Consider the following 22960-nt stretch of genomic DNA (forward strand, 5'->3'; position numbering starts at 1 on the left):
AAAACTATTTTACCCCAACAAAATCGGAGGATGGCCGGGCTAGTAACGCTACTTTTCCAACAAATTTTCATAATTATTTAACACCGGATAAATATAGTATAAATAAACATTGTTTAGTATTACACAACTTATGTATATTTATATCAAATGAAAAAGTCAGCAACCTATTATGTATTTAGTGGAGCGAACACCCCACTTTCCGAATTCACTAGTCCCATTCCCACACTAAAGGATGGTGAAATTTTGGTCAATATACTATATACTACTTTGTGTGGTAGCGATCTTCACACCTTCTGTGGTTTACGCAACGAACCTTGTCCAACTATCCTGGGTCATGAAATTGTTGGTATCATAGCGCAGATATCCCCTACCCATAGCGGGCAGGACGCACTGGGCAAGCAACTTCATGTAGGCGATCTGATCACTTGGACTGTTTTCTCCAGTGACCCCAATACAACAGATTATCAACCCGAAATACCACAAAAAAACGGCAACCTTTATAAGTATGGCCACCGGCAGATCACCGAACAAGATAATTTTCATGGTGGACTAGCGACACATATCATCCTTCGTCCAAATACGTGTATACGCATATTGCCCAAAGACATATCCCTCGCCGTAGCAGCAACAATCAATTGCGCTGTGGCTACTTCAGCAGGTGCCCTTCGACTTGCCGGCACAATAGCCGGAAAAAATGTACATGTAGCCGGTATTGGATTATTGGGTTTGGTAACTATCGCCATGTGTAAGGAATTAGGTGCCAAAAACATCATTGCATCTGATGTGAACCCGGCTCGATTAGAAATGGCAAAACATTTCGGTGCCAGCCATACCATCGATCTTCGCGAACGAGAAAACTGTGCGCTATTGGAGGCAACCACGATCGACAGATTTATCGACATGAGCGGTTCGCCCGATGCCATGGAACTGGGCATTGAGACCTTGGGACTTCATGGTCGGGCTATGCTGGTCGGTGCAGTTTTCCATCAACGCCCAACAAAAATAGATGCCGAACAAGTCATCCGAAAAATGCTCACGATAAAAGGGCTTCACAATTATAACTATACTGACTTCTCTTTTGCGGTGGACTTTATCATCAACAACTGGCAGAAATATCCATTTGAATCCTTGATCGAACGCGAATTTCCTTTAGACGAGGTCAATGCCGCGATCGATTACGCCCTTACGCATAAACCAATTCGTGCAGGCCTATACATGGACAGTTCAACGGCAAAACGATAATGGAAAAGAAATTCAGAAGAGATCAATGGAAAATGTTGTTTGTGACGATGTTTTGCTATTTATTCTTTTATACCGGTCGTCACAATTTTGGCTGGGCGGCCAGGGGTATTTCCAAAGAACTAGACATTAGCTTTCAACAAGTGGGCTGGATCAGCTTTGCCATGCTCATGGGCTATGCTATTGGTCAGTTGATCAACGGGAATCTCGCCGACCGTTTAAGTCCCAAATTGATGATCATCACAGGGGGCAGTTTCTCCATTCTTTGCAACCTGTCGATTAGCTTTGCCAACTCCTATACAGCAATCCTTGTGCTGTGGACGCTCAATGGTTATTTTCAGTCTATGGCCTGGGGCTCCGGAGGTAAGATGATTTCCAATTGGTGGAGCAGCGCTGAACGCGGTAAAGCTTTTGGCTTTTATACGATGGCGGCCGGAAGTTCTTCCGTTTTAACATTTTTCATGGCACTTGTATTGGTCCAACAGGAACAGAGCTGGCGAACATTATTTAGATATCCTATCCTATTTCTTGCCGCTGCACTCCTTGTCTTTTTGCTCGTTGCCTATAGTGATCCCAGAAGAAAAGGTTATATCGTCCCTGAAGAGAGAGACAGCCATTCTACACAGAAAGAAAACTGGAAAAAGTCCTACCAAAAGGTATTTCAAAACCGCAATTTTATGATTGCTTCTTTTGCCATCGGCTTTCAGAGTATGGCGCGTTATGGACTGATCTTTTGGGTACCGATTCACTTTTTAGGGAACAACTACAAAGCATCTTCCGGCAATATGTGGCTTACCTTATTGATACCTGTGGGCATGGCTCTGGGTGCAGTTTCATTTGGTTATATCTCTGACCTCATCTTTGATAAAAACAGAAGCAAATCAATCGCAACTGGCATGCTTATAAGTACTGTCATCGCCCTGCTTATTTACTTTGTGCCCATGCACAGCCATCTATTTATTGGCGCACTCATGTTCAGCTCGGGATTTTTCGTCTACGGCCCGCAAGCTAACTTTTGGACCTTGTGTCCTGATCTTCTGGGCACCAAACTCGTTGGCACCGGTATAGGTATCATGAACATGTTTGCCTATGTATTTGCAGCCATTGGTGAGCCAATATTTGGTAAACTCATTGATTATACAGGCAATACCGCTAATATATTTCTATTTGTTGCACTCATATGCGCGATCTGTGCAACTATTATCAGCTTTGTTAAAACGAATGATCCTATAATACATCAGCCTAAAAGCATGTCCTGAAACCTGTTTACTATCAATTATTTATAAAAAAAAACGAAAAGATGATGAAAATAAACCTCTTTATGTTGCTATTCTTGCTCACATGCACATCCCTAAATGCCCAGCGTATCGTCGTTATTGCCTTAGATGGCTTTAGTACCGAAGGCTTTAAAGGATCTAAACATCCTAATCTTGACCAGCTATTTGATAAAGGCTTGATCACGCTCAGCAGCAGGCCCGTGATTCCTTCGGTTACGCTCCCCAATTGGACGAGCCACCTCACTGGTCAGGGACCCGAAGAACATGGTATTACCGCCAATAACTGGACATTATCAAAACATCCCCTCAAAGCGATAGAAATTGATACAGATGGTTTTTCGCCGTCGATATTCAAACTATTGAAAGATAAAAAACCAAATGCAAAAACCGCTTTCTATTACAATTGGGCCGAACTTATCAATCCGATCAATAAGAAATACCTCGATGAAGTTTCTTTTGAAGAGGATGATAAATACAAGAACAATTATTCCAAAGCAGTAAAATTTATCGGCGAAAATAAAAACGATCCTACACTCGTGTTTTTATATAGCGTCCATGTGGATCATGCGGGGCATGGGTATGGTTGGATGTCTCCCGAATACATTGCTGCAATTGAAGAAGTCGATGTCGAAATCGGCAAATTTGTTCAAAAGCTAAAAGACCAGAATCTTGATGATGACACTTATTTTCTACTGCTCTCCGATCATGGTGGAATCGCCAAGGGACATGGTGGGGTAAGCATGAATGAGATGCAAATACCTTTTGGTATTACCGGAAAAAAAATCAAAAACCTGGGCATGACAGATGCATTCTTTAATAGCAACAGAAATACATCCTGGATATTAGCCAAAATATTCGGAATAAAAGATCTTCCCAAATCTTGGACCGGTATTGCTCCTACAGAAATGTTCAAATAAAGGTGCCTGTTATGGGTATCCCGAACGCAATCTGCTAAAAAGATACTCCTCTAAAAAAAGGTTGCCCTTCAGATCTGAAGGGCAACCTTTTTTTAGAATGTCAACTCATAGCTTTTCCCCACTTGTGTATGGAGGGTTTTCACTTGATTTTTATACTTGATTTTACAGGTACCGCCTTTACGGGAAAGCAGCTTTACCTCTTTTAACTGCCCTTTGTCCCAAGAATAGTTAAGGACAAAATTACCACGGGCAACAAAACCTTTGACCGCGCCAGTCTGCCATTCCTCGGGTAGTGCAGGCAGCAGTTCAATATAGCCCTGGTGACTTTGGAGCAACATCTCTGAAATGCCGGCCCCGCCGCCGAAGTTTCCGTCGATTTGGAAAGGCGGATGTGCACCAAATAAATTGGCATACACACCACCGCCGCCATATTTAATTGCCGCATCCTGTCCCACAAAGCGCATTAACTTTTTAACAGCATCGTATGCGCGTTCAGCATTCTGCATCCTTGCCCACAAATTTATTCTCCAGGTGATCGCCCAACCTGTTCCTTCGTTGGTCCTTAATTGAAGCGATTTACGTACCGCATCAGCCAGCTCAGGCGTTTCTGCGGTGGTGATGGTATAGCCTGGATAAGCGGCAAACAGATGAGACAGATGTCGATGATGGGGTTCTTTATCCGCCCAGTCGTGATACCACTCCTGGAAATTACCCTGCTTACCAATCTGATACGGGTAAATTTTTGCGAAAGTCTGCTTTACTTGTGCCTGTATTTCTTTATCGATATTGAGGGCGGCCGCAGCTTTTAAATAATCAACAAATAGTTCCTTAATCATCGCCAAATCTGCAGTACTGCCGTACAAGGTCTGCCCGACATAGCCATTGTCGGTGATGTACACGTTCTCTGGTGAGGTCGAAGGTGCAGTTACCAAATAACCTTTTTTATCCGCTGTCAAAAAGTCGAGGCAAAACTGCACCGCTCCTTTCATTACAGGATAAGCCTGATCGCGCAAGAAAGCCGCATCTTTGGTAAAAGCGTAATGTTCCCACAGATGTGTGCTCAACCAGACTCCGCCCATCGGCCAGTTGGCCCAACAGGGATCGCCTTCGCCGCTATCCCCAACGGGATTGGTCATTGCCCACATGTTGCTATTGTGGTGGCATACCCAGCCGCCGGCATGATAGAAGTTTTGGGCAGTAATATGCCCCGGTTTAACCAATCGGCCAATAAAATCAAATAAGGGGCGGTGCATTTCCGGTAGATCTGCGGTCTCTGCTCCCCAATAGTTCATTTCGGCATTGATGTTTGTGGTATAATTGCTGCTCCAGGGTGGGCGTACCGATTCGTTCCAGATTCCCTGCAGATTGGCCGGGAGACCTCCCTCCCGCGAAGAGCTGATCAATAAGTACCGGCTATACTGATAAAAAAGCGCGATCAGACTATTGTCCCTATGACCGGCAGCAAAGCGATTAAGTCTGTCTACGGTAGACAGGTTTTCGTTTTCAGTATCACCCAAGGTTAAGGATACCCGATTAAAATACTTTCCAAAGTCGGCATAATGTATCTTTTTTAAACTTTGATAATCGGTATTGGCGATTTTCGAAAGATAGCCAGCTGCGCGTTTATCTTCGGATTTACCTTCTGTGCCCGGATTTTTATCGATGCCATTGTAGCTGGTTGCCATAGACAAAGCCAGCACAACTTCCGTTGCCCCGCTCACACTTAAGGTCGAATCTTGCAACTTTTGCTTGCCATCCGTTTTCAGTACCTTAAGCATAGATACAAAGCGCATCGCATTTGTTGTGTCATTCACAACAGCATTCGCGATATTACCCCTATAATTCGGTTCGGTATGCGCCGGTGCCCAACCGTTCATTTGGAGCATCCCCTGCCTTACCGAACTTCGCGAAAGCAATTTGCTATCAAAATGACAGGAAAAATTGAGTTTATCTTTTCCTTGTGCGGTTAAGCGAAAGATGATTACCTGCTGCGGATGTGACACAAATGTCTCCCGTGTATACCTGGTCTCGCCAATCCGGTAACTCACTTTTGAAATCGCCTGCTGCATATCCAGTTCCCGACGGTAATCGCTCACATTCCCCTTGTTGGCAAAGTCGAAAAAGAGATTCCCCAGTGGCATAAAGGCCTCCGAGTAAGGTCCCTGCATAAAATGGGCTAAGGAATCTGCCTTTTTATAGTCTTCGTTAAATAGTGCCTCCCGGATGGGCTGCAAATAACGTTTTGCATCGGGATTGACCTTTGCGGCATCAATAGGACCACCCGACCATAAGGTGGCTTCATTTAAAGCTATACGTTCTCTGTCCACTCCGCCATATACCATTGCCCCCAGGCGGCCATTTCCCAGCGGCAAAGCTTCTTCAAACTGTGTTGCCGGTTTCGTATACCATAATTTTAGGGCATTGTTCTCCTGTGCTGTAGCAACAGCGTAAACACTTGCAAAAAGCGCAATAAAAAAAACTCTCATCATTCATTTAGTTATGCTGTAAATACCTGATTAAAAATCAGTACCTTCTTGGTTCATATCTGGTATTTCAAATGTAATATCCGATTTTAGATCGCTCTTCAACATGCCTTGAATCCGTAGTCGCGGCCTCGTCCCTTCAAATTTATTCCCCTCGATCCGTACCTCGGTACAATCGATGAGATGGAATGCCGGCTGTTCTTCTCTATCAGATGCATTCTTTATTTTTTCTATCCGGTTATTGGCAAATAGCAGTCCCTTGGTGCTCTTCGCGGACAAGAGCGGAGCTCTATCCAGATGAAACAAATTGTCCATTATACGGATGTTTTGGTGTACATAATAATTTTTCACCCGTTCGCTGTTTTCAGGGTTTATCTTAATCGCATAACTCCCGGGCGCACTGTTAAAACCACAGGCTATAAACTGGTTGTTTCTGATGGTGACATCCGCTACAGGACCAGACTCATACCAGCCCATCGCATCATTCTCGATGAGAATCGCATGCATACCTGTACGGTAGTACACGTTGTTTTCGATCAGGACTTTCCGTCGTGTCGTAACCAGCGTTCCCCTGGAAATTGTACGTTCAAACCTTGAATTGGTTAAGGTAAGTGCCGGTGTCCAAGTCATATTTTCCAGTGCATCCTCCAGTTGGAGCTGCTTTGGGACGGCTTTTTCCAGTTCGACAAGCATCTCCCGTTCGCTGACCAACGTAGCCGACTTAACCACCCCTTGACCGTAGATCTGCAATGCCTTTGCATGCAGAAATGCGATTGTATCACCTTTAGCAAAAGCCATAAAACCATAACTTTGATGATGCATAAACCGCAACTTCAGTTTCGTTGCTGAGATAATTTCTTTTACTTTCAGATGTGTTCCATGCACATTGATGGGATCGTCGTGTAAACCGCTAAACCGGCAGTTGTTGATCGTAATCTGCCCTCGACAGCCCGAAAAGTGCATACCATCGGCCGATGAAGCGATCACGCGACCGCTACCTTTGGCCGGCTCCACATAAATACGGTCATAGTTTAAATTTTCACAGAATTGGGATACAATACCCAAACCGTGCATACTATTCATATGCACATTGTGCAGGCTGATATTTTTGCTTCGATTTTGAAACACACCGACATAATCCCTTATGGCATCCCTGAGCGTAAGGACATCACCCGTATCGGCCTTAAACTTCGAAAAGTCACCCTTAAATCTAATGCCAGTGGATCCGATTCTTTCAGCGCTGCCCGCTTGAAAAGGCCCCCAGTTGCTGTAAAAAATTCGATCTTCATGTGGATTTACCCGAGCCAGAAAGAAACCTTTTGGATTCGGAATCCAGCCTTCACCGTACCACTGTACTTTTCCATCCATTATTGTGAATCTGCTGTCGGGATGGACAGCAACAGTTACTTCGGTAGGCGATACTGATCGGACGGTCATTTCGGACATGCCGGGTCGCTCATAATCTACTGTGTAATTGCGTAATGTTATATTTTCGCAACTATCTAATACCCAGCTGATCATTTTTCCATGAAATACAAAGGTAGAGCCGTTCCCTTCGAGGCGGATGTTTTTGAGGCCTTTAAAAAATAGACCCACGCGCTGCCTTTTTACTGGAAATTCACTTTCAGACGAGCTGTTCGAAATGTAATAATTGGTCTCGGTGGCATGATCTGGCCAAAAATCATATCTCCCTGTTGGAAAATTTAAGATCACATCCGATTGCCCTTTTGCCGCTTCAATCGCCTTCTTTACAGCAAGGGTCGCGTCGGCGAAACTATTGGGCTGGGCACCAAATTGCGTTACATCAATGGTTTGGCCATTCACCCGAAAAAAAATCAGTACCCATATACTTAAAATTATTAGCCTCATTATGCTATCAAAAATTTATAATTATCTTCACATTTAATAACACTATATCGTCTTTTCATAGTACGATATAGCTTTTTTCATTAGCCTGTACGGTTAGTTGACGCTATAGGTATAGTCCTTAACCACCTTGGCATCTTTAATTGCCGGGAATTGGCTTTTCATACGGTCAAGATTGTCTTCCAAGAAGATATCTTGCGTATCGGCCCCAAATCCAGTGATGCGCACAGTTAATTTATCATTCAGCAGTTCTTCCTTTTTACGGCTAACACCCAGTATCCAGGGCGTACCGTCGTTGTAGCTATCGGTAAATGGTTCTTCACCGATATAGGCCGTGGCCTTATCGCCAAAGTAGCTCAGTTCCAACCGGACCTCATCTTTGCTCCGCGTCAAATCAGGCAGAGTAAACGCAAAGAGGCCCAATCTCTCTTCGGCAGCATAATGCGCTGGCTTAGTTTTGTCGTTTCTGGTTTCCACAGGTTTATTGTCCGCATTTAACCAGGTATCGTCCGTATTCCATACCTTGCGCACGCCATTTTTGTATAGGATTTCTATGGACGCTATTACATTTGCCTCATTTTCTGCAGATTCAAAACGGATTTCATTATTTCCCGAAAGTACATAGGTTTTAACATTGGCCTTTGCATATTCCCCCACAGTTTTAGGAGACAACTCCCTGCCGTTCCAATATACCTTTACCGCTTTATCGGAACTAAACCGCAATGTCGCTTCTGTTACATCGGCTAATGAAGTCCCGTCAAAAGCTTTCTTCAATACAGTACCTGCTTTCGGATATATCCAGCTGGCCTGATCCATTGGTCCCAATTCTGTAGCTGTAGCTTGCAGCTGATCCGCTTTTTTTCCCTGATACACCTTATCTTCAAAAGACTTCAGCCCTTGGGACCTGTATAAACTGATCTTTTGCGTGGCATCTTCGGCGGTAATTAGTATCTTGCCCGCATCTACGGCCAGGCTCGAACCCGTCAGCACAACAAAATCCTTTTCTCCAAGCTTGCCTTTCCAAAGCTCATCGGATTGTTTTTCGGTAAGTGTTACGAGTTTGATCTGTTCGCCGTTTGTCTTGGTTAGGGTGATCACAGCTTCTTTTCCCGGCGTCACATTGGAAACAAAATATCGGTTCTTTTCTTTGGTCACTTTTGCGCCTTTGACCTGGATTGTTTTGAGTTGGCTTGCATCGATGAGGTATTCTGCCGGAATTGCATCATCTTCAAAGAAGAAATAACTTGTTACTTTACCCTCACGATGACTTGTGATGGGCTGTACTGTCCCATATTTCAGGTTGACGCCGTTCATATCTAAGTTAAACGGCCACAAGAAATAGGATTTATTCACTATAGCGACCGGTTTTCTCGGAAAAGCCAATTCTTCATCCTGGAGTTTCAGCTTAAACTGCACCTGATCGTATGTGGGTCTATCGTAGCGGTAAAGGTAATTGGATACAAAAAGGTATCCCGATTTACCATCCGACCTGACAGACCACTGTAGATTATCTTTGTTTTTATTGCTCAAAGGAAGGTAAGCCAGCATGGTTGCCAGTTCAGATCCAAAATCATTCATGAAATAATTGAGCTTTTTTGTTTCCGTCATCACTGTGCCAAGCGTTCCGAATTCACGGATCGGTGCCTGATAATCATAGCCAAAGTAAGGGCCATTGCCGTAGGTATTCTTTTCGCCCCGTGGGTTGGTACCACCGACATACATGTAGTAGCCCATAAGGTTAACACCGGTACCCAGGCGCAGGTTGATATTCTCGCCAGCCATTCCCCCGTCAACTACAGCCCTGCGGTGATAAAAAGTAGGTGCACCTACCCCCACTTCGCAGGTAAAAAACGGTGAGTCATTTTTTGAACCGTCGAAAGATTCCACATCCCCCTCAATCTTGATGATATCGGTACCAATATTATCCGAAAGCCTATTGTAGGTAAAATATTCAAAATTCGTTGGTGGCGTCATTTTACCATGGTTGGTCACCCAGGGCGTTTCAATATAGAAACCACCATAGGGGACGACTTCCCCTTTGGGATATTCACTGTCCATCCAGTGCGTCATGGTATACAAAGGCACATCAAAACCAGCCTCCCGGGCCATCTTCTTCAGATTCATTAAGTGAGAAATAACAAGTCCTTTTTTGACGAACTCATTTTCCAGCTGCAAAGCCATAATGGGGCCACCATCTTTGTACAACAATCCTTTTATCTGCTTAAAGACAGATTGATACCATTTTTTTGCGTAATTCAGGTATAGCGGATCATTGCTTCGGGTTACCAGTGCTTTATTGTTGACGATCCATTCGGGAAGCGCACCATGCTGCATTTCGGCATTGCAATAAGGGCCGGCGCGGAGATGTACTTTAAGACCGAGTTCGGCACACAATTGAATAAATCGGTGCAGGTCGTAATTTCCGGACCAATTTTGCTGCCCTTCGGTTTCTTCATGCAGACTCCACATGACGTAAGTAGCCACCATATTTACACCCGAGGCTTTCATTTTAAGCAGCGCGTCGCGCCAATAGCGATGATCCATACGGACATAGTGAAACTCGCCCATCACCGGAAGTACGGGCTTGCCGCCTTCTTCCATGTAAATATTATTGACGCGGATTTCTTTTCCTTTCGGACCGATAGGTTCTTTATTCAGGTAATTCAATGGAACTGTTCCGACATGCTGCAAATCCATTTGATATTGGGCACGCACCGCAGTCGAGCACAGTAAACAGGCAAGGGCTATATAACGATATTTCATTTTTCTCTTTAAAATTATTTCATTCCAGTATTTCCGCCGCCCTTCAAGGTCAGCTCCATTTTCGGATTGCTGGCCCAGGCCCCTCTTGTAAAATCAGGAATATCCACACTATCCGATCTCTTCTTAACGGAGCGCTCACTTAAGGGGGCGATCACACTCCACAGGGCAGCATCGTAGACGTCTTGATCCAGCGGCAGCCCGTTGCGAAGGCAATCAATCAGCCGCCAATCCATCATAAAGTCCATTCCACCGTGGCCACCCACCTTTTTGGCCATCTCGCCCACTTTGAGCACAATCTCGGGCGTGTATTGCTGTTCGAGCTTTTTCATCTCTTCGGCGGAGAGCCAGTCATGACCAAAGGCAACCCGTTCAGGTTCGGGCCATTTTTGGGCCATTCCCTTGGTGCCACTAACGAGGTGTATGCGTGAATAGGGTCTTGGACTAGATACATCGTGCTGCAACATGATGGTCCTGCCTTTGTGGGTACGGATCGTCGTGATGTTCATATTCCCACGAAAGCTCTTATGGGCATAGGGTTCATAGAACGGGTCTTTTGCGGCCAGCTCGAGGGCTTTGGGATGCATACTGAAATCGTTGGATGACATCGAAGTCAAATAGCTCATTTTATCCCCTCGGTTGATGTCCATCAGCTGGCAGATTGGCCCAAGGCCATGGGTGGGATATAAATTTCCATTGCGATGATTTTCTTTCAGCCGCCACATATCGTAATAACTATCCTTTGCAAAATTACTAGCGAGCAGATCGTGCAAATAAGCCCCTTCACCGTGCAGGATTTCGCCAAAAAGACCTTGGCGGGCCATGTTGAGGGTCATCAGTTCAAAAAAATCATAACAGCAGTTCTCCAGCATCATACAATGCTTTTTGGTGGCTTCGGAAGTTTCCACCAATTGCCAGCATTCTTCCACTGTCGTTGCAATGGGTACTTCGACCGCGACATGCTTTCCGGCCTTCATGGCATAGAGCGCCATGGGCGTATGTAAATGCCAGGGCGTGCAGATATAGACCAGATCGATATCGGGCCGGTCACATAATTTCTTCCATTCCTCTTCCTTATCGGCGTAAATGATGGGGGCTTCCCCTTTCACATATTTCGCCGCGCGTTCGGCGACCCCCCGACGGATATCGCTGATTGCTTTAACTTCCACGCCATCAATGTGCGCAATTCGGTACACCGCCGAAGCACCTCTATTGCCGACACCGATAAACCCGATGCGCACCTTGTCCATTCGGGGAGCGGCATAGCCACACATATTAAACTGTTGTTTAGGGGCCTCAAAACGATCTACAGCTTCGGGCGCTGCTATCGGTTGGGACTTTGCAAATATTCCACTGGACAACACACTCAAACTTGAAAGCCCAGCCAGCTTCAAAAAACTTCTTCTTTTTGGATTCATTTCGGTTATCTTATAATTATACACATGAAAATTTACCGCTTCAGCAGATTGCCCGCCATACGGCATGTTCGGTTCCATATGCCACGTTCGGTTCTTGGAAAGATCGGATTATGCCTGTTAAAAAATGATACAGACATAATCCAATAATTTTATAAAAGTTTAATTTTTAAAGGTTACGACCTTAATGACCCAATCTTTCTTACCGCCATTGGCAGCGGTTACCTGGTAATGAAGTTCCTTATTTAGGTCTGCCGGATCCCCCAGTTTTGGCGTATCTCCGATAGGAGAAATTTTGGCCGCCGTAGAAATATCGGTATAAACCCACAGGTAATTCTGGTTTACCTTCTTGCGAATTTCTTCGGTGAAAGAGCCTGATGCAGCGGGCACTTGAATGGTCAATTCAATACTATTGGCCGAGCTATTTATTTTTTTCTCCACATCCAGCCTTTTGTATTCGACGACTGGTTGGCCATTCATCATTTTACCACCTTCGTATCGATACTCCACATATACGTTATCAATGTTATTGAGATCCCAGTTTTCATATTCTGGAAGACCTTTCTTCAAACAGCTGTTCATCAATACCACAAACAGTGGCAGCAATGCAATAAGTAGTTTTCTTTTCATTTTAAATCGTTTCATAATCTTAATTACCATCCTGGGTTTTGCGGGCCAAATTTGCTATTTCGGTCAAGATAACTTTGCGCAATCGGAAATAGATATCTCCGTTTCGCGTCAAATTCCCTGATGTCGTTGGATGAGAAAAAGGCACCTTGTACAACCGAAAAGTGTTTTCTGTCTTTACTGATATCCATTACTTTAGGTAGCGTTGTCAACTCGGGGATAATTCCGCCCGATGCGTTTCCATGATTGGCTTCACCGCCATACCTGCCCCAGCGCAGCAAACTCCAGTAATAATCATTCTCGAGTACCAGGTCAACTCTCCGTTCGCGTTTATAATCGGTCCATGCTGTCGCAAGGTCGGCTGCTTGACTTGGTGGTAGCTGACCATGTACCACCCGGGTTCTGTTCATCATTTCCAGGGCCTTTGGCAGGTTTTTCTGCAAAAGATAAGCTTCAGCCATATTGAGGTATACTCTTCCCAGTCTGGCAATCACATAGTGATAGTCGGTTGGAACACCGACATAAATGCGTGGGTTTACATTATTGTAAACACTTTTGCGCCAATACATATTGGTCAGGGATGTATAATAGGCAAAACCATTCAATTTGAGCCAGCGTCCGGAGTTCCCTTTCACATCTGTGGTGAGGGTTTCGCCGTAGAAAACTGCCGAAGAATCACTTAATACACTTGCATTCCAGCGTGCATCGCGATTTTGGTTGGTCAAACTCCAGATTGTGGCATTACTACCCGACTTTATTGTGCCCCGATTGAGCTCTTTCTCTCCATTTGCTTTCGGGATAATGGTTGTAGCGATCGTTGCCTGTTCATCAACTGCTTTTTTAAACTGTGAGGCTTTGTCCCAGCGTACTGCAGTCTGTGGGTTTTCTGCATCAATGACAAGATAATCATCGGCCAGATCCTGAGAAGGCCCATGGTCGCCCCAGGCTTCAAATATCTTGATCGGCGATTTCAACAGTGGACTACCCCCAGACTGTTTTATATTATCATTGTTCAGGTTTGGAATCATCACCTGCATCGGTGTACCATCACAGGAAGTATTGATTGCTTTTCGGTAAATTCCATAGATGGTTTCTTTCGAATAGGGTTTTGCTTCGTTAAATATGCCTCCATAATCAGCTTCCAGCTGATAGCCTCCGGACTGGACCAGTTCACCGTATTCAAGTACTTTTTTCAACAGTGGATTGGATGGGTTTACCGTAATCGGGTTAGGATAGTTTTCGTAGGCCAGTGCCTGCAAGCAAACTTCGGTTAACATGGCGGCTGCCACATATTTATTGGTTCTACCACCTACTTTTTCGGTTGGCAGATCGGCCACGGCTTCTTCAAGATCTTTGATGATATATTGGTAAGATTCACTTGGCGTAGCTGTACTTGGCAGAAGAAGCTCATCATCGGGCGTCAGTACCTTATCAATCCAAACAATACGGCCAACTCTTCGCGCAATGTTGTAATAAGACATGCCACGCAGGAACTTGGCTTCCGCAATTAGTTCCTTTTTATCGGCTTCGGTAATCCCTGCAGAACTTGTTACTTTAGCAATAATGACATTGCATCGTCTTATTTCGGACCAGTTGTTGAATCCCATATCTGAAGTACGGTCAAGACGTTCCGTGAAAACGGCGTTTGCGCCATTGTAAGTTCCGTCCATACTGATTAGGTTCATGGTCCATGCGTCGGTAGCAGGCCCGCCGGCAAAACTGTTCATGATCCCATAGGTACTATAGATAAAGGTTTCGGCATTTGCACGACTGTTCCAGATAACATCTTCGCCGATTTTATCGTAAGGCTGTGTATCCAAAACATCTTTACACGCTGTAAATGTACCGGCCACTAACAGTCCAAGGGCTATATAAGAAAGTTTATTTAATTTTTTCATTTTGCTATCTAACTTAAAATCCAACATTTACACCCAGAGAAATCGTACGTTGGATGGGATAATTCTCATTATTCTGATCAGACTCGGGATCCACAAAATATTTCTTCGTATTCGAGAAAGTCAATAAGTTGGTACCACTGGCAAACACACGGAATTGCTTGAACTTGGTGTTTTTTAAAAGCTGCGCTTTTAAATCATAACCGAGCTGGAAATATTTGAGTCTGACAAATCGCGAAGGCAAAATCCAGAAATCGCTGGTAACGAAATTATTATTTCCGTTTACACCCGTAGCGGTTACCTGACGTGGGAAAAGTGCATCCGTATTGTCTACGCGCCAGTAATCTTGCTGAAACTCATAAATCAACTTATTTTCGCCACTTCCCTGTATAATGCTACCAAGGTAACGATCGCGGTTGCCCGAGCCCATAATCACCGCTGATAGGCTCCAGGCCTTATAGCCGAGGTCGATGGTTGTACCATAATTAATCCGTGGAAATGAATTGTTTCCAACGCGGATCTGATCTGCGCCATCTAACTTTCCATCGCCGTTAAAATCCGCATAACGCAGATCGCCCGCAATCACATTAATGGAGCTGATTCTGCGCGGACCAAATAACAGGTCTGCATTATTTTGATAAAAGCCTTGATTAATATATCCGCGCACTATACCCAGGTCAACATTACCCGTTTCCCGTGTATACGGATTTTTGACGGTAGCATCGTCTTCGGCTGGATTACGTTCCCATAGTTGATTGAAATAGGTAAAGTTTACGCCCAGTTTATACGTAAAATCCCCTTTTCTGTCATTCCATGTCAAGTTAAATTCTGCGCCATGCCGGCGGAAAGCCCCGGCGTCATAATTTATAGGCGGAAGGCCTATTCCCAAGGTTGCGGCATACCGCGTATCGGCAACAACATAGCCCGTGGTGCGCTTGTAGAAATAGTCGAAAGTTCCTGTTAAACGGTTATTGAGCGAAGCAAAATCTAACCCGAAGTTTCGTTCCCGAATACTATACCAGGAGAAATTGGTACTTGGCAGACTGCCCGGTTCCGAGGATCCCTGTACAGGTTTATCATCCACAATCCAGCTGTTGGCATCGATGCTGTAGCCGGGTACATACGAGAACGGTGAAATTCCTTCTGCACTACCAACTAAACCATACGATCCGCGGAGACGGAGGTAATTCAAGATATTACGTTCACGTAGCGGCTGGAAAAAAGATTCTTCCGAAATGGCGTAACCACCGGATAGCGCATAAAATGTACCCCATTGTCGTTGCTTGGGAAATAGATCCAGACCATCGTAACGAAGTGATCCGTCGAAAAAGTATTTGGATTTGTAGTTATAAGAAAGACGACCTACATAACCCGCGCGGCCACTTTCAGATTCCGAACCATTTGCCAATTGATTAACTGTTGGCCCGGCAATAAACTGATCGAATAAAATCTGGTATTGTTGTCGGGTCGCAGAAACGGACGTACTTAGGTTTTTTGCCTGTTCGTATACACCCGTAAAATCAAAGGAATGATCGCCGAATTTTTTATTATACAGTAAATATCCTTGCAATAATAATGTACTTCCTTCTCCACGTGTAGCCGTTAGATTAGGCGGATTACCCAAAATTGGCGTCGTGCTGCCATTGGCGTAAGAAGGCGCTGTTAAATTCCAGAGCTTGTTTTTGGAGTTCCACATATTATAATTTCCGTTGGCTTTTAAGGTCAAGCCCTCAAGAAATGGCGCATTGTATTCAAATGAAAGTATGCTATTAAATATGCGGGAATTGGACTTATTGTAACCAGAAGCATCCGACAGTTCTACGGCAGGATTATCGGTTGTGTTTGAAGAAGGGAGTCCAAATTCATTGTAAGCTAACTGCGAAGAACGCCTTTGCTGTATATGTTGATAAAATGCCGCATAGGAAGATGCCGTCGAAGAACTGGGAAGAATATTATCCTCGATATAGCCATCCAGTCCGGCGGTCACTTTTAAATTGACCTCTTTAAAGTTGCTGACCGTATTTAACCGATAGGTAATGCGTTTGTTATTATTGTTGTTGGTCCGCAGGTTACTATTCTGGTTGTAATAAGATCCGGAAGCATAATACGTCAACCGTTCCGTTCCAGAAGTGATCGCCAGATCATGTCTTTGTTCAGTAGCATAGTCTTTTAAGCCAACTTTTTGCCAATCTGTATTGGGGTATTCGTACGGTTTTTCCTGTGTCCTGTAATACTCCAGTATATTGTCTGGAGTTGGCTGCTGCAGGCCTTCAAACTGATACACCGCATTGATGGCTTTTAAGTTTTCATAAGAACTTAGTTTCTTTGGAAAAATAGTTGGCTGGGAGAACGTCTGATTGAATGTATAATTGATATCCATCGCGCCCTCCTTTCCTCTTTTCGTTGTCACGAGGATAACGCCGTTTCCGCCTTGCGCGCCATAAAGTGCTGTCGCGGCCGCATCTTTTAATACAGAATAGTTTTCAATATCGTTGGGATTGATATTTAAGAAATCATTCTGAGAACGGATGACATTGTCGATAACGTACAAGGGTGTTCCAGCTCCGCGAATGGAGACCGAACTTTTGGATCCGGGCGCACCCGAGCTACTCGTCACGATGACCCCCTGAATTCTACCGGCGATACCGTCGTTAATAGATTGCACCGGGATTTTAGCCACATTTCCCATATCCAATGTACTTACAGCACTATTGATATTACGCTTACTGCTTTGGCCGTAACCCACCACCACAACTTCATCAAGAGAAGCCACGTCTTTGGCTAAACGAATGTTTAGGGGGTCGCCATTGGAGATTACCTCCTGGGCGACATAGCCAATTATCTTGATGGATATAGTCGCTCCGGCCTTGCTGTCTCTTAAAATGAATTCGCCGGAGGCATCTGTTGTCGTTCCGTTTCGTGTTCCTTTCTCGACGATTGTAACCCCTGCCAGCGGGTTTCCATCCTCGTCCGTTACTTTACCTTTGACCATGCGCTGCTGTATCGGACTTTCCGCTTTAGGAAATAAGGTAATCATGCGCGCATTGATCTTGTAGTCGATTGGCAAACGACGGCTCAGGCTTTCCAGGGCCTTTTCGAGCTCCATGTTTTCCAAGGTAACATCTAGTTTGCCCAGTTTTTCGACAAAGTCGATATTGTAAAACAGGTCGTATTTTGACTGTTTGCCAATTTGGTCCAAAACCTCCTTTAGGGTGGCACTTTTCAGGTTGAGATTGATTTTTTGTGCATATACGGCAGCGTACGCATTCAACGTTCCCATCGCTGTCAATAAGACAATTAGTTTCATAAGCAGGATACCATAAATCAGGGGTCTACGCTTAATTTTTCGAAGCCGGTAGACAAGGCAATACAATCGCTTGTATTGAATGTTAAAATTCATACTTTTGTAATGTTAGGTTCTTAGAAAATTTGTTTTTTTACTCCTAGCAACGATCGGATGTGCTGGTACCACGTCCGATTTTGCTTTTTTCTCAGCTTGGTTTTTCTTTGTTTCTCATAAATTTATTATTGAATGGTTATTAGGTTATCCTTTTTGTATAATTTGATATTAGCCGTCTGATTGATGAGATCAATTATCTGGTCTAATGCAAAGTCCTGCGGAATTGTGCCCTGGAATCTCAGTTCCGGAATGCGCTCCCAATCGATACGGATGTCAAAATCATGTGCAAGATCCCGTAGCATCGTCTTTAACGCAACGCCGTCATAGTATCTACGCCCTGTGATCCAACCCCTGATTTCTTTGTCATTTTTTATTTCAGCTTTTTCGTTGTTGGGACTATCCTTCGCTAACAGTAACTTTTTGCCCGGTGTCAAGAAATCGGCTTTGCCATAAGCATCGCCGTGCCGCTTGCGCACAGATACCTTTCCCTCAAACAATGCTGTACTGACGATATTTTCATCCGGATATTCGCGGACATTAAATTTAGTACCGTATACCTGGACCAGCTGTGTGGGTGTCTTCACAAAAAAAGGTTTTTGTGGGTTGTGTGCTATTTCAAAATAACCTTCACCTAGCAGTTCTGTCTTCCGCTCCTGTGCGGCAAATTCCAGCGGGAATGTAAGGCGGGAGGTGGAGTTGAGTGTCACGGCACTGCTGTCTGCAAAATAGAGCTGCATCCGTTTACCCTTTGCTATTTTCAATTGTATCTGCTCAGTTGCAAGGAGGCCATCCCCCTTACCCACTATTTCCAATCGGCCACCAGTTTTTTGGATCAATTGCAGCGGACCCTTTTCAAATAATACTCTTGGCGATTCGATATTCGACGCCAGTGTGACCAGTTCGCCATTGGGCAATGTCAGTTCGGCCTGACGGTCTTTAGGAAGATATACCTGGGTGTCGGCAGAGCTGCCCAAATTTGCTTGTTGCCATTTTTGCCATCCAAAAAAGGTTGCACCAAACAGTAATACAGCCGCTGCAGCATAGGGCAGCCATTTCAAATAAGCAATTTTAGGCGATTTGGCGGGTTGAAAAATTTCTTTGGCGAGGAAATCATCCGTTTTCTCAAAAGAACGCTGCATCTGCTCCCTAAACTCTGCTGTCCAGCGTTCCTCGTCAATTTCATGTTGACGCATCAGATCAAACAAAAGCGGTTCATTTCTTTTGTCGCGGACGAACTGGAAAAAAGTCTCGAGTTCCTCTGCTGTGCAATTTCCCTTGATGTATTTTTTAAATAATTTGTTTAAATCTTCTTGATTCACTTGGCTTTTTTAATTGATTATTACAAGCACTACGAATCGTAACGGAAAACCAACTACTGAAAAATGAAAAAAAAGAGAAATAAATACAAAACATCTGATTTCCAGTTATTTTTAATTATGCTGGAAGCTTTTACGATATGGTTGTTTACTGTGGAAATCGATATATTGAGCAAGTTTGCCACCTCCTGGTAACTTCTTCCCTCCAATTTGCAGAGCACATAGACCTGCCTGCACTTTTCGGGTATGATGGCGAGAATGGTATCGAGGTGATCGCGGACTTCTTTAAACGCCAGCAGCTCTTCGATATTGTTTTCAGATGTGCTGGCATAAAACAATTTAAATGTCTCCAGTTTATTTCGGTCTGAAGCGACTTTTTTATAATAGTCGTAAACGAGATTTTGAGCAATGGTGTATAAGTAACTTCGAACAGACTGTTCTGGATCAATCTGTTCGCGCTGCTTCCAGAGGCGGATAAAAATATCCTGAAATATCTCCTGGCTAACTTCGTGGGAACGAACCAGTTTAAAGACATAGCCATAGAGCTGAGGACGATAGAAGCCGTATAATAATTCAAAAGCTTTTTTGTCCCCTTGAATCAGTGCTATCAGCCGCTCCTTTTCTTCCGCTACATTCATTCTAATAGATGCTTGACGGGAATCCTTACAGCAACGCTATACTGGATTTCCCTGATAATAGATTTATAATTGTAAAAATTTGCTGCAAAATATAAAAAGAAACTTATATAAGAATGTATAATAATCACAAAAGCATGTAAAATATCATGACACACTATTGTATTGTTACAGCTAAGGGATGGTGACAGTTTCCTTGATATCAAAAGAACAACCGCCATTGTTCAGGCCTACCTTTGCGATAACGGTATAAGTTCCGGCTTTACTGTAGGTATGGCTTGCCGTTAATCCGTTTAACGTTTGAATCGTTCCATCGCCGAAATCCCATTTTATGGCAGTATCCATTTTGTGGTCGCCGGAGTAGCTTACATTAAAGTCGATTTTTGACGCTGCATCGGCAGCTGCTTTGTGGTGAACGTCAACTAATATCGATTCTCCAAAACAGTCGACTATACTTTTTTCAGCTTTACCACAAGAAAACAAGGTGAGCAAACTAAGAAGACAAAAGATTTTAATAAATTTCATACGACTAAGATAGTTTATAAATTTCAGGCATTTAAATAAAAGCGTTGTATTAGTAAATGCAACGATAAAAAGGCGTATTCATACCATTCCATTACCCTTATCATTGGCAAATATAGTATATATAAACTTTGTTTAGTGTTAGATTTTTACTTTTTTATCCTCCGATCAGGTGTCAGTATGTTGCAATTTCGCTTGCTTAGACCAAGGCCTGCGGATACGGTGTTTTTCCTGCCGAAGCAATTCGCTTCAATGCCCCCAGGTTTTTAGCTCTGGGGGCATTGCAATTGCGACACGCAATTTTATTCCTTATCTTTTGCGTTTAGTCCATTTGGCCAGTAGCCTGCTTGTCGCGTAACTGACCAGGGTACCCAAGGCAGCCGTTAGGGCGGTTTGCAGCGCATCGCCCAGCGAGATGCTGGCCCAGATGGAACAGATGGTACCACCAATGGCCGAGATGCGGATATCATTCCATTTCATCCTTCGCGCTCCTTTCTACGGGATTTTCGGTTCCGTTCTTAACGGACTTATCTTCCCTCGCGCTCTCCGAAGGATCGTTATCCGTAGGCAATGCCGATGAAGACATCGTCTCACCCAATGCCGACTGATTGCTTTCGCCGTCGACGGGATTATCTTTTCCTTCCAGCGGTCCCTTGCCATCGTCCGCCGGTGACTTCGCTTCATCCAATACCGTTTCCACGATGCCAAGTCCCAAGGCGAGGTATTTTAATACATTCCCCACCTTACCCGGCAGCTTTACAGGTGCCGCCAATAGCAGCTGCAGCACCTGTCCTACTTTATTAAAAATCTTTTTCATGCTTATTTTTTTAAGGGTGATCAATGGCCAGACGGCGGGTACCGCTTATTCGACGAGCACGTCGACGAGCCCCTGGGCCATCAGTTCGGTAACAAGTAGATACAACTTTTTGTACGCTATACCCGAAGCCAGCAGGTGGTAATCGCCATCCTCAAGCACATACTGGCTACCGACCAATATGCAGCCCGCAGTCTGTCTGTAGCTATTCCCTTTGTGGAAGTAGACGCAGCTAAAATTCGGAATATCACGTATTTCCAACATCCCGCGGTGCATCTTTGGATAATCGTCGTAGTAACGGCCATTCATTGCCCCGTCGCGATTAAAGCCCAGCGGGTAAAGGCCTGCGGGAATAGCGGTTTCACCCCTTATCTTAACCGGGCGCGGAATATTCTCTAGGCCATAGCAGACGAACTGATTGTTCAGGTAGATTTCAGACAGGGTGCTATGCTTACCCTGTTTTGTGCGAAGTACTTTTATCGTTGATTTCATACATTCCATTTAACTTATAAAAGACCGAGGTATTGACTTCTTGAGTACAGCTTTTTATCACGATCGTGTAGGAACAGGTACAGATGTACGGGTCTGTCATACAGGATAGACGGCAGCTCGATGATCATGTGGGCATCCTTCCGCAGGACCAGCTGCTCATTGATGGCGGCCTGTCCGCCAACAACGTCGTAAGCACAGAGAACGACCTGATCGTCCCATTGACTATAATCCCTAATGGCTGGAGACCTATTCCAGGTTAACTCAATGCTATTCGCCGTACGCAGGCATGTATCGACCACAACTGGCGAGAGCATACCATTGCTGATTTTGGCCAGCGGTGCCGCTATCTTAAAATGCGGAAACTCCCCCTGTATCACATTGGTGAGGGTATGCGACATGGCCCGACCAAAAGCCGCGTGTACCGAACTATTGTGTTGGGCATAACCGCTGAGGATGAGTGGATATAGCGGATTTAAAAACCGTCGTGCCAGCCGAAAGCGCTCCTGTGCGGCCTGTTTCCGTGTCGGATCTTTAGCCTGCTTTTTGAACTCCGAAATTACCTGCATCGCTTTTATCGTTTTTGTTTACAAATCAGGAGGAGCACAAGGCCCCTCCCGTTCAATTCATACCCTAAAGGTTAAGCCAGGTCAAATTCGCCCAGGTAAGTACTTTTGGATACTTTTTCGGCTTTGCGGTCCGTAAAGAAGATCCAGACATGGGCCTTACCGCCCAGCAGATGCGAGGGAATCTGAATGTCTACCGTCCCGTTAGCACGCGTTGGCGGGGTCGGCGTCGTCATAAACTCGTCCTTTTCAGGCTGGTAGATCAAGATAATGACCTGATCGTCGGCCTTGGTGTTGTAAAGGGTACTTAGGGCGGTATCCCAGGAGAGCGAAACAATTCCGGCACCTACTGCCGCCTCCATTGAACCACCATTGAGGTAGGAACCCTTACTGATCTCGATTTTACTGTAATCCAAGCTAAAGTTTGGATAAGTACCGCTTATCGCCTGGGCGATATTCTGCTGCAGCGCCACATTATTTGGCGTCATCTTATCGCTTTTGGCGAGGCCAAATCCGACCTGCAGGATTGGCGTGATCGGCATCAGGAATTTGGAGATTTTTAGAAAACGCTCCTGTTGGATCAGCTGTTCTTCGGACATGCCTTTCGTCCGCTTTTTGGGCAAACCTTTGAGGTAGTTGATGGATTTCCAGGATGAGGCGATCACCGCGCCTACCTTACCACTAGCCTTTCCGATTACACCATTGTTGATTGTTGCCATGTTGTTTGTTATTTAAATTT

Annotated in this window: 17 protein-coding genes; 3 read left to right on the top strand and 14 right to left on the bottom strand. The window is 44.6% G+C overall.

What is annotated here, in order from left to right; translation table 11 throughout:
- The first annotated feature begins 147 nt into the window (after positions 1-147).
- From ACLCDV_RS12980 to ACLCDV_RS12990, 3 genes are read left to right on the top strand one after another with little or no spacing between them, the layout of a single operon-like run.
- Positions 148-1242, top strand: a complete 1095-nt coding sequence (locus ACLCDV_RS12980) for a zinc-binding dehydrogenase (protein ID WP_411971298.1) — start codon at positions 148-150, stop codon at positions 1240-1242.
- Positions 1242-2498 carry an MFS transporter gene (locus ACLCDV_RS12985; protein WP_411971299.1) on the top strand — a complete coding sequence of 419 codons (1257 nt, stop codon included), beginning with the start codon at positions 1242-1244 and terminating at the stop codon, positions 2496-2498. Before ACLCDV_RS12980 ends, ACLCDV_RS12985 begins: the two co-directional genes overlap by 1 nt.
- Before the next feature lie 41 nt (positions 2499-2539).
- Positions 2540-3433 (top strand): alkaline phosphatase family protein, encoded by an 894-nt coding sequence (locus ACLCDV_RS12990; RefSeq protein WP_411971300.1) that lies wholly within the window; start codon positions 2540-2542, stop codon positions 3431-3433.
- 92 nt (positions 3434-3525) lie between these two features.
- Here ACLCDV_RS12990 and ACLCDV_RS12995 read toward each other — a convergent pair whose 3' ends face one another.
- From ACLCDV_RS12995 to ACLCDV_RS13060, 14 genes are all read right to left on the bottom strand, one after another.
- Positions 3526-5922 carry a glycosyl hydrolase family 95 catalytic domain-containing protein gene (locus ACLCDV_RS12995; RefSeq protein WP_411971301.1) on the bottom strand — a complete coding sequence of 799 codons (2397 nt, stop codon included), beginning with the start codon at positions 5920-5922 and terminating at the stop codon, positions 3526-3528.
- Positions 5923-5949: 27 nt separating this feature from the next.
- Positions 5950-7785 carry a right-handed parallel beta-helix repeat-containing protein gene (locus tag ACLCDV_RS13000; protein ID WP_411971302.1) on the bottom strand — a complete coding sequence of 612 codons (1836 nt, stop codon included), beginning with the start codon at positions 7783-7785 and terminating at the stop codon, positions 5950-5952.
- Positions 7786-7878: 93 nt separating this feature from the next.
- Positions 7879-10545: a beta-galactosidase gene (locus ACLCDV_RS13005; RefSeq protein WP_411971303.1), complete on the bottom strand. Its 2667-nt coding sequence runs from the start codon at positions 10543-10545 to the stop codon at positions 7879-7881.
- A 14-nt stretch (positions 10546-10559) separates the two neighbouring features.
- Positions 10560-11960, bottom strand: coding sequence for a Gfo/Idh/MocA family protein (locus ACLCDV_RS13010; RefSeq protein ID WP_411973943.1), 1401 nt, complete (start codon positions 11958-11960; stop codon positions 10560-10562).
- Between the two features lie 159 nt (positions 11961-12119).
- Complete coding sequence (locus tag ACLCDV_RS13015) at positions 12120-12587, bottom strand: DUF5018-related domain-containing protein (RefSeq protein ID WP_411971304.1); 468 nt, start codon at positions 12585-12587, stop codon at positions 12120-12122.
- Positions 12588-12610: 23 nt separating this feature from the next.
- A complete protein-coding gene (locus ACLCDV_RS13020) occupies positions 12611-14482 on the bottom strand; it encodes a RagB/SusD family nutrient uptake outer membrane protein (protein WP_411971305.1) in 1872 nt (623 codons plus the stop codon).
- 13 nt (positions 14483-14495) lie between these two features.
- Entirely contained in the window at positions 14496-17879 is a 3384-nt protein-coding gene (locus tag ACLCDV_RS13025) for a SusC/RagA family TonB-linked outer membrane protein (RefSeq protein WP_411971306.1), read from the bottom strand.
- Between the two features lie 125 nt (positions 17880-18004).
- Complete coding sequence (locus ACLCDV_RS13030; RefSeq protein WP_411971307.1) at positions 18005-19198, bottom strand: FecR family protein; 1194 nt, start codon at positions 19196-19198, stop codon at positions 18005-18007.
- 53 nt (positions 19199-19251) lie between these two features.
- Positions 19252-19833 carry an RNA polymerase sigma factor gene (locus ACLCDV_RS13035; RefSeq protein WP_411971308.1) on the bottom strand — a complete coding sequence of 194 codons (582 nt, stop codon included), beginning with the start codon at positions 19831-19833 and terminating at the stop codon, positions 19252-19254.
- 171 nt (positions 19834-20004) lie between these two features.
- Complete coding sequence (locus ACLCDV_RS13040; RefSeq protein ID WP_411971309.1) at positions 20005-20355, bottom strand: PKD domain-containing protein; 351 nt, start codon at positions 20353-20355, stop codon at positions 20005-20007.
- Positions 20356-20818: 463 nt separating this feature from the next.
- Complete coding sequence (locus ACLCDV_RS13045) at positions 20819-21169, bottom strand: hypothetical protein (protein ID WP_411971310.1); 351 nt, start codon at positions 21167-21169, stop codon at positions 20819-20821.
- Between the two features lie 45 nt (positions 21170-21214).
- Positions 21215-21667: a DUF5675 family protein gene (locus tag ACLCDV_RS13050; protein WP_411971311.1), complete on the bottom strand. Its 453-nt coding sequence runs from the start codon at positions 21665-21667 to the stop codon at positions 21215-21217.
- Between the two features lie 5 nt (positions 21668-21672).
- Positions 21673-22224 carry a DUF6266 family protein gene (locus ACLCDV_RS13055; protein WP_411971312.1) on the bottom strand — a complete coding sequence of 184 codons (552 nt, stop codon included), beginning with the start codon at positions 22222-22224 and terminating at the stop codon, positions 21673-21675.
- A 71-nt stretch (positions 22225-22295) separates the two neighbouring features.
- Positions 22296-22940: a DUF6266 family protein gene (locus ACLCDV_RS13060; protein WP_411971313.1), complete on the bottom strand. Its 645-nt coding sequence runs from the start codon at positions 22938-22940 to the stop codon at positions 22296-22298.
- Positions 22941-22960: the final 20 nt, after the last annotated feature.

The sequence above is a fragment of the Sphingobacterium sp. Lzh-3 genome, assembly GCF_046764375.1.
Classification (GTDB): Bacteria; Bacteroidota; Bacteroidia; order Sphingobacteriales; family Sphingobacteriaceae; genus Sphingobacterium.

What these genes read in the sequence shown, in the direction of transcription:
- ACLCDV_RS12995 (WP_411971301.1), bottom strand. Translation starts at nt 5,922, where the DNA reads ATGATGAGAGTTTTTTTTATTGCGCTTTTTGCAAGTGTTTACGCTGTT.
- ACLCDV_RS12990 (WP_411971300.1), top strand. Translation starts at nt 2,540, where the DNA reads ATGATGAAAATAAACCTCTTTATGTTGCTATTCTTGCTCACATGCACA.
- ACLCDV_RS13015 (WP_411971304.1), bottom strand. Translation starts at nt 12,587, where the DNA reads ATGAAAAGAAAACTACTTATTGCATTGCTGCCACTGTTTGTGGTATTG.
- ACLCDV_RS13060 (WP_411971313.1), bottom strand. Translation starts at nt 22,940, where the DNA reads ATGGCAACAATCAACAATGGTGTAATCGGAAAGGCTAGTGGTAAGGTA.
- ACLCDV_RS13045 (WP_411971310.1), bottom strand. Translation starts at nt 21,169, where the DNA reads ATGAAAAAGATTTTTAATAAAGTAGGACAGGTGCTGCAGCTGCTATTG.
- ACLCDV_RS13040 (WP_411971309.1), bottom strand. Translation starts at nt 20,355, where the DNA reads ATGAAATTTATTAAAATCTTTTGTCTTCTTAGTTTGCTCACCTTGTTT.
- ACLCDV_RS13000 (WP_411971302.1), bottom strand. Translation starts at nt 7,785, where the DNA reads ATGAGGCTAATAATTTTAAGTATATGGGTACTGATTTTTTTTCGGGTG.
- ACLCDV_RS13055 (WP_411971312.1), bottom strand. Translation starts at nt 22,224, where the DNA reads ATGCAGGTAATTTCGGAGTTCAAAAAGCAGGCTAAAGATCCGACACGG.
- ACLCDV_RS13005 (WP_411971303.1), bottom strand. Translation starts at nt 10,545, where the DNA reads ATGAAATATCGTTATATAGCCCTTGCCTGTTTACTGTGCTCGACTGCG.
- ACLCDV_RS13025 (WP_411971306.1), bottom strand. Translation starts at nt 17,879, where the DNA reads ATGAATTTTAACATTCAATACAAGCGATTGTATTGCCTTGTCTACCGG.
- ACLCDV_RS13035 (WP_411971308.1), bottom strand. Translation starts at nt 19,833, where the DNA reads ATGAATGTAGCGGAAGAAAAGGAGCGGCTGATAGCACTGATTCAAGGG.
- ACLCDV_RS13010 (WP_411973943.1), bottom strand. Translation starts at nt 11,960, where the DNA reads ATGAATCCAAAAAGAAGAAGTTTTTTGAAGCTGGCTGGGCTTTCAAGT.
- ACLCDV_RS13020 (WP_411971305.1), bottom strand. Translation starts at nt 14,482, where the DNA reads ATGAAAAAATTAAATAAACTTTCTTATATAGCCCTTGGACTGTTAGTG.
- ACLCDV_RS12985 (WP_411971299.1), top strand. Translation starts at nt 1,242, where the DNA reads ATGGAAAAGAAATTCAGAAGAGATCAATGGAAAATGTTGTTTGTGACG.
- ACLCDV_RS12980 (WP_411971298.1), top strand. Translation starts at nt 148, where the DNA reads ATGAAAAAGTCAGCAACCTATTATGTATTTAGTGGAGCGAACACCCCA.
- ACLCDV_RS13050 (WP_411971311.1), bottom strand. Translation starts at nt 21,667, where the DNA reads ATGGAATGTATGAAATCAACGATAAAAGTACTTCGCACAAAACAGGGT.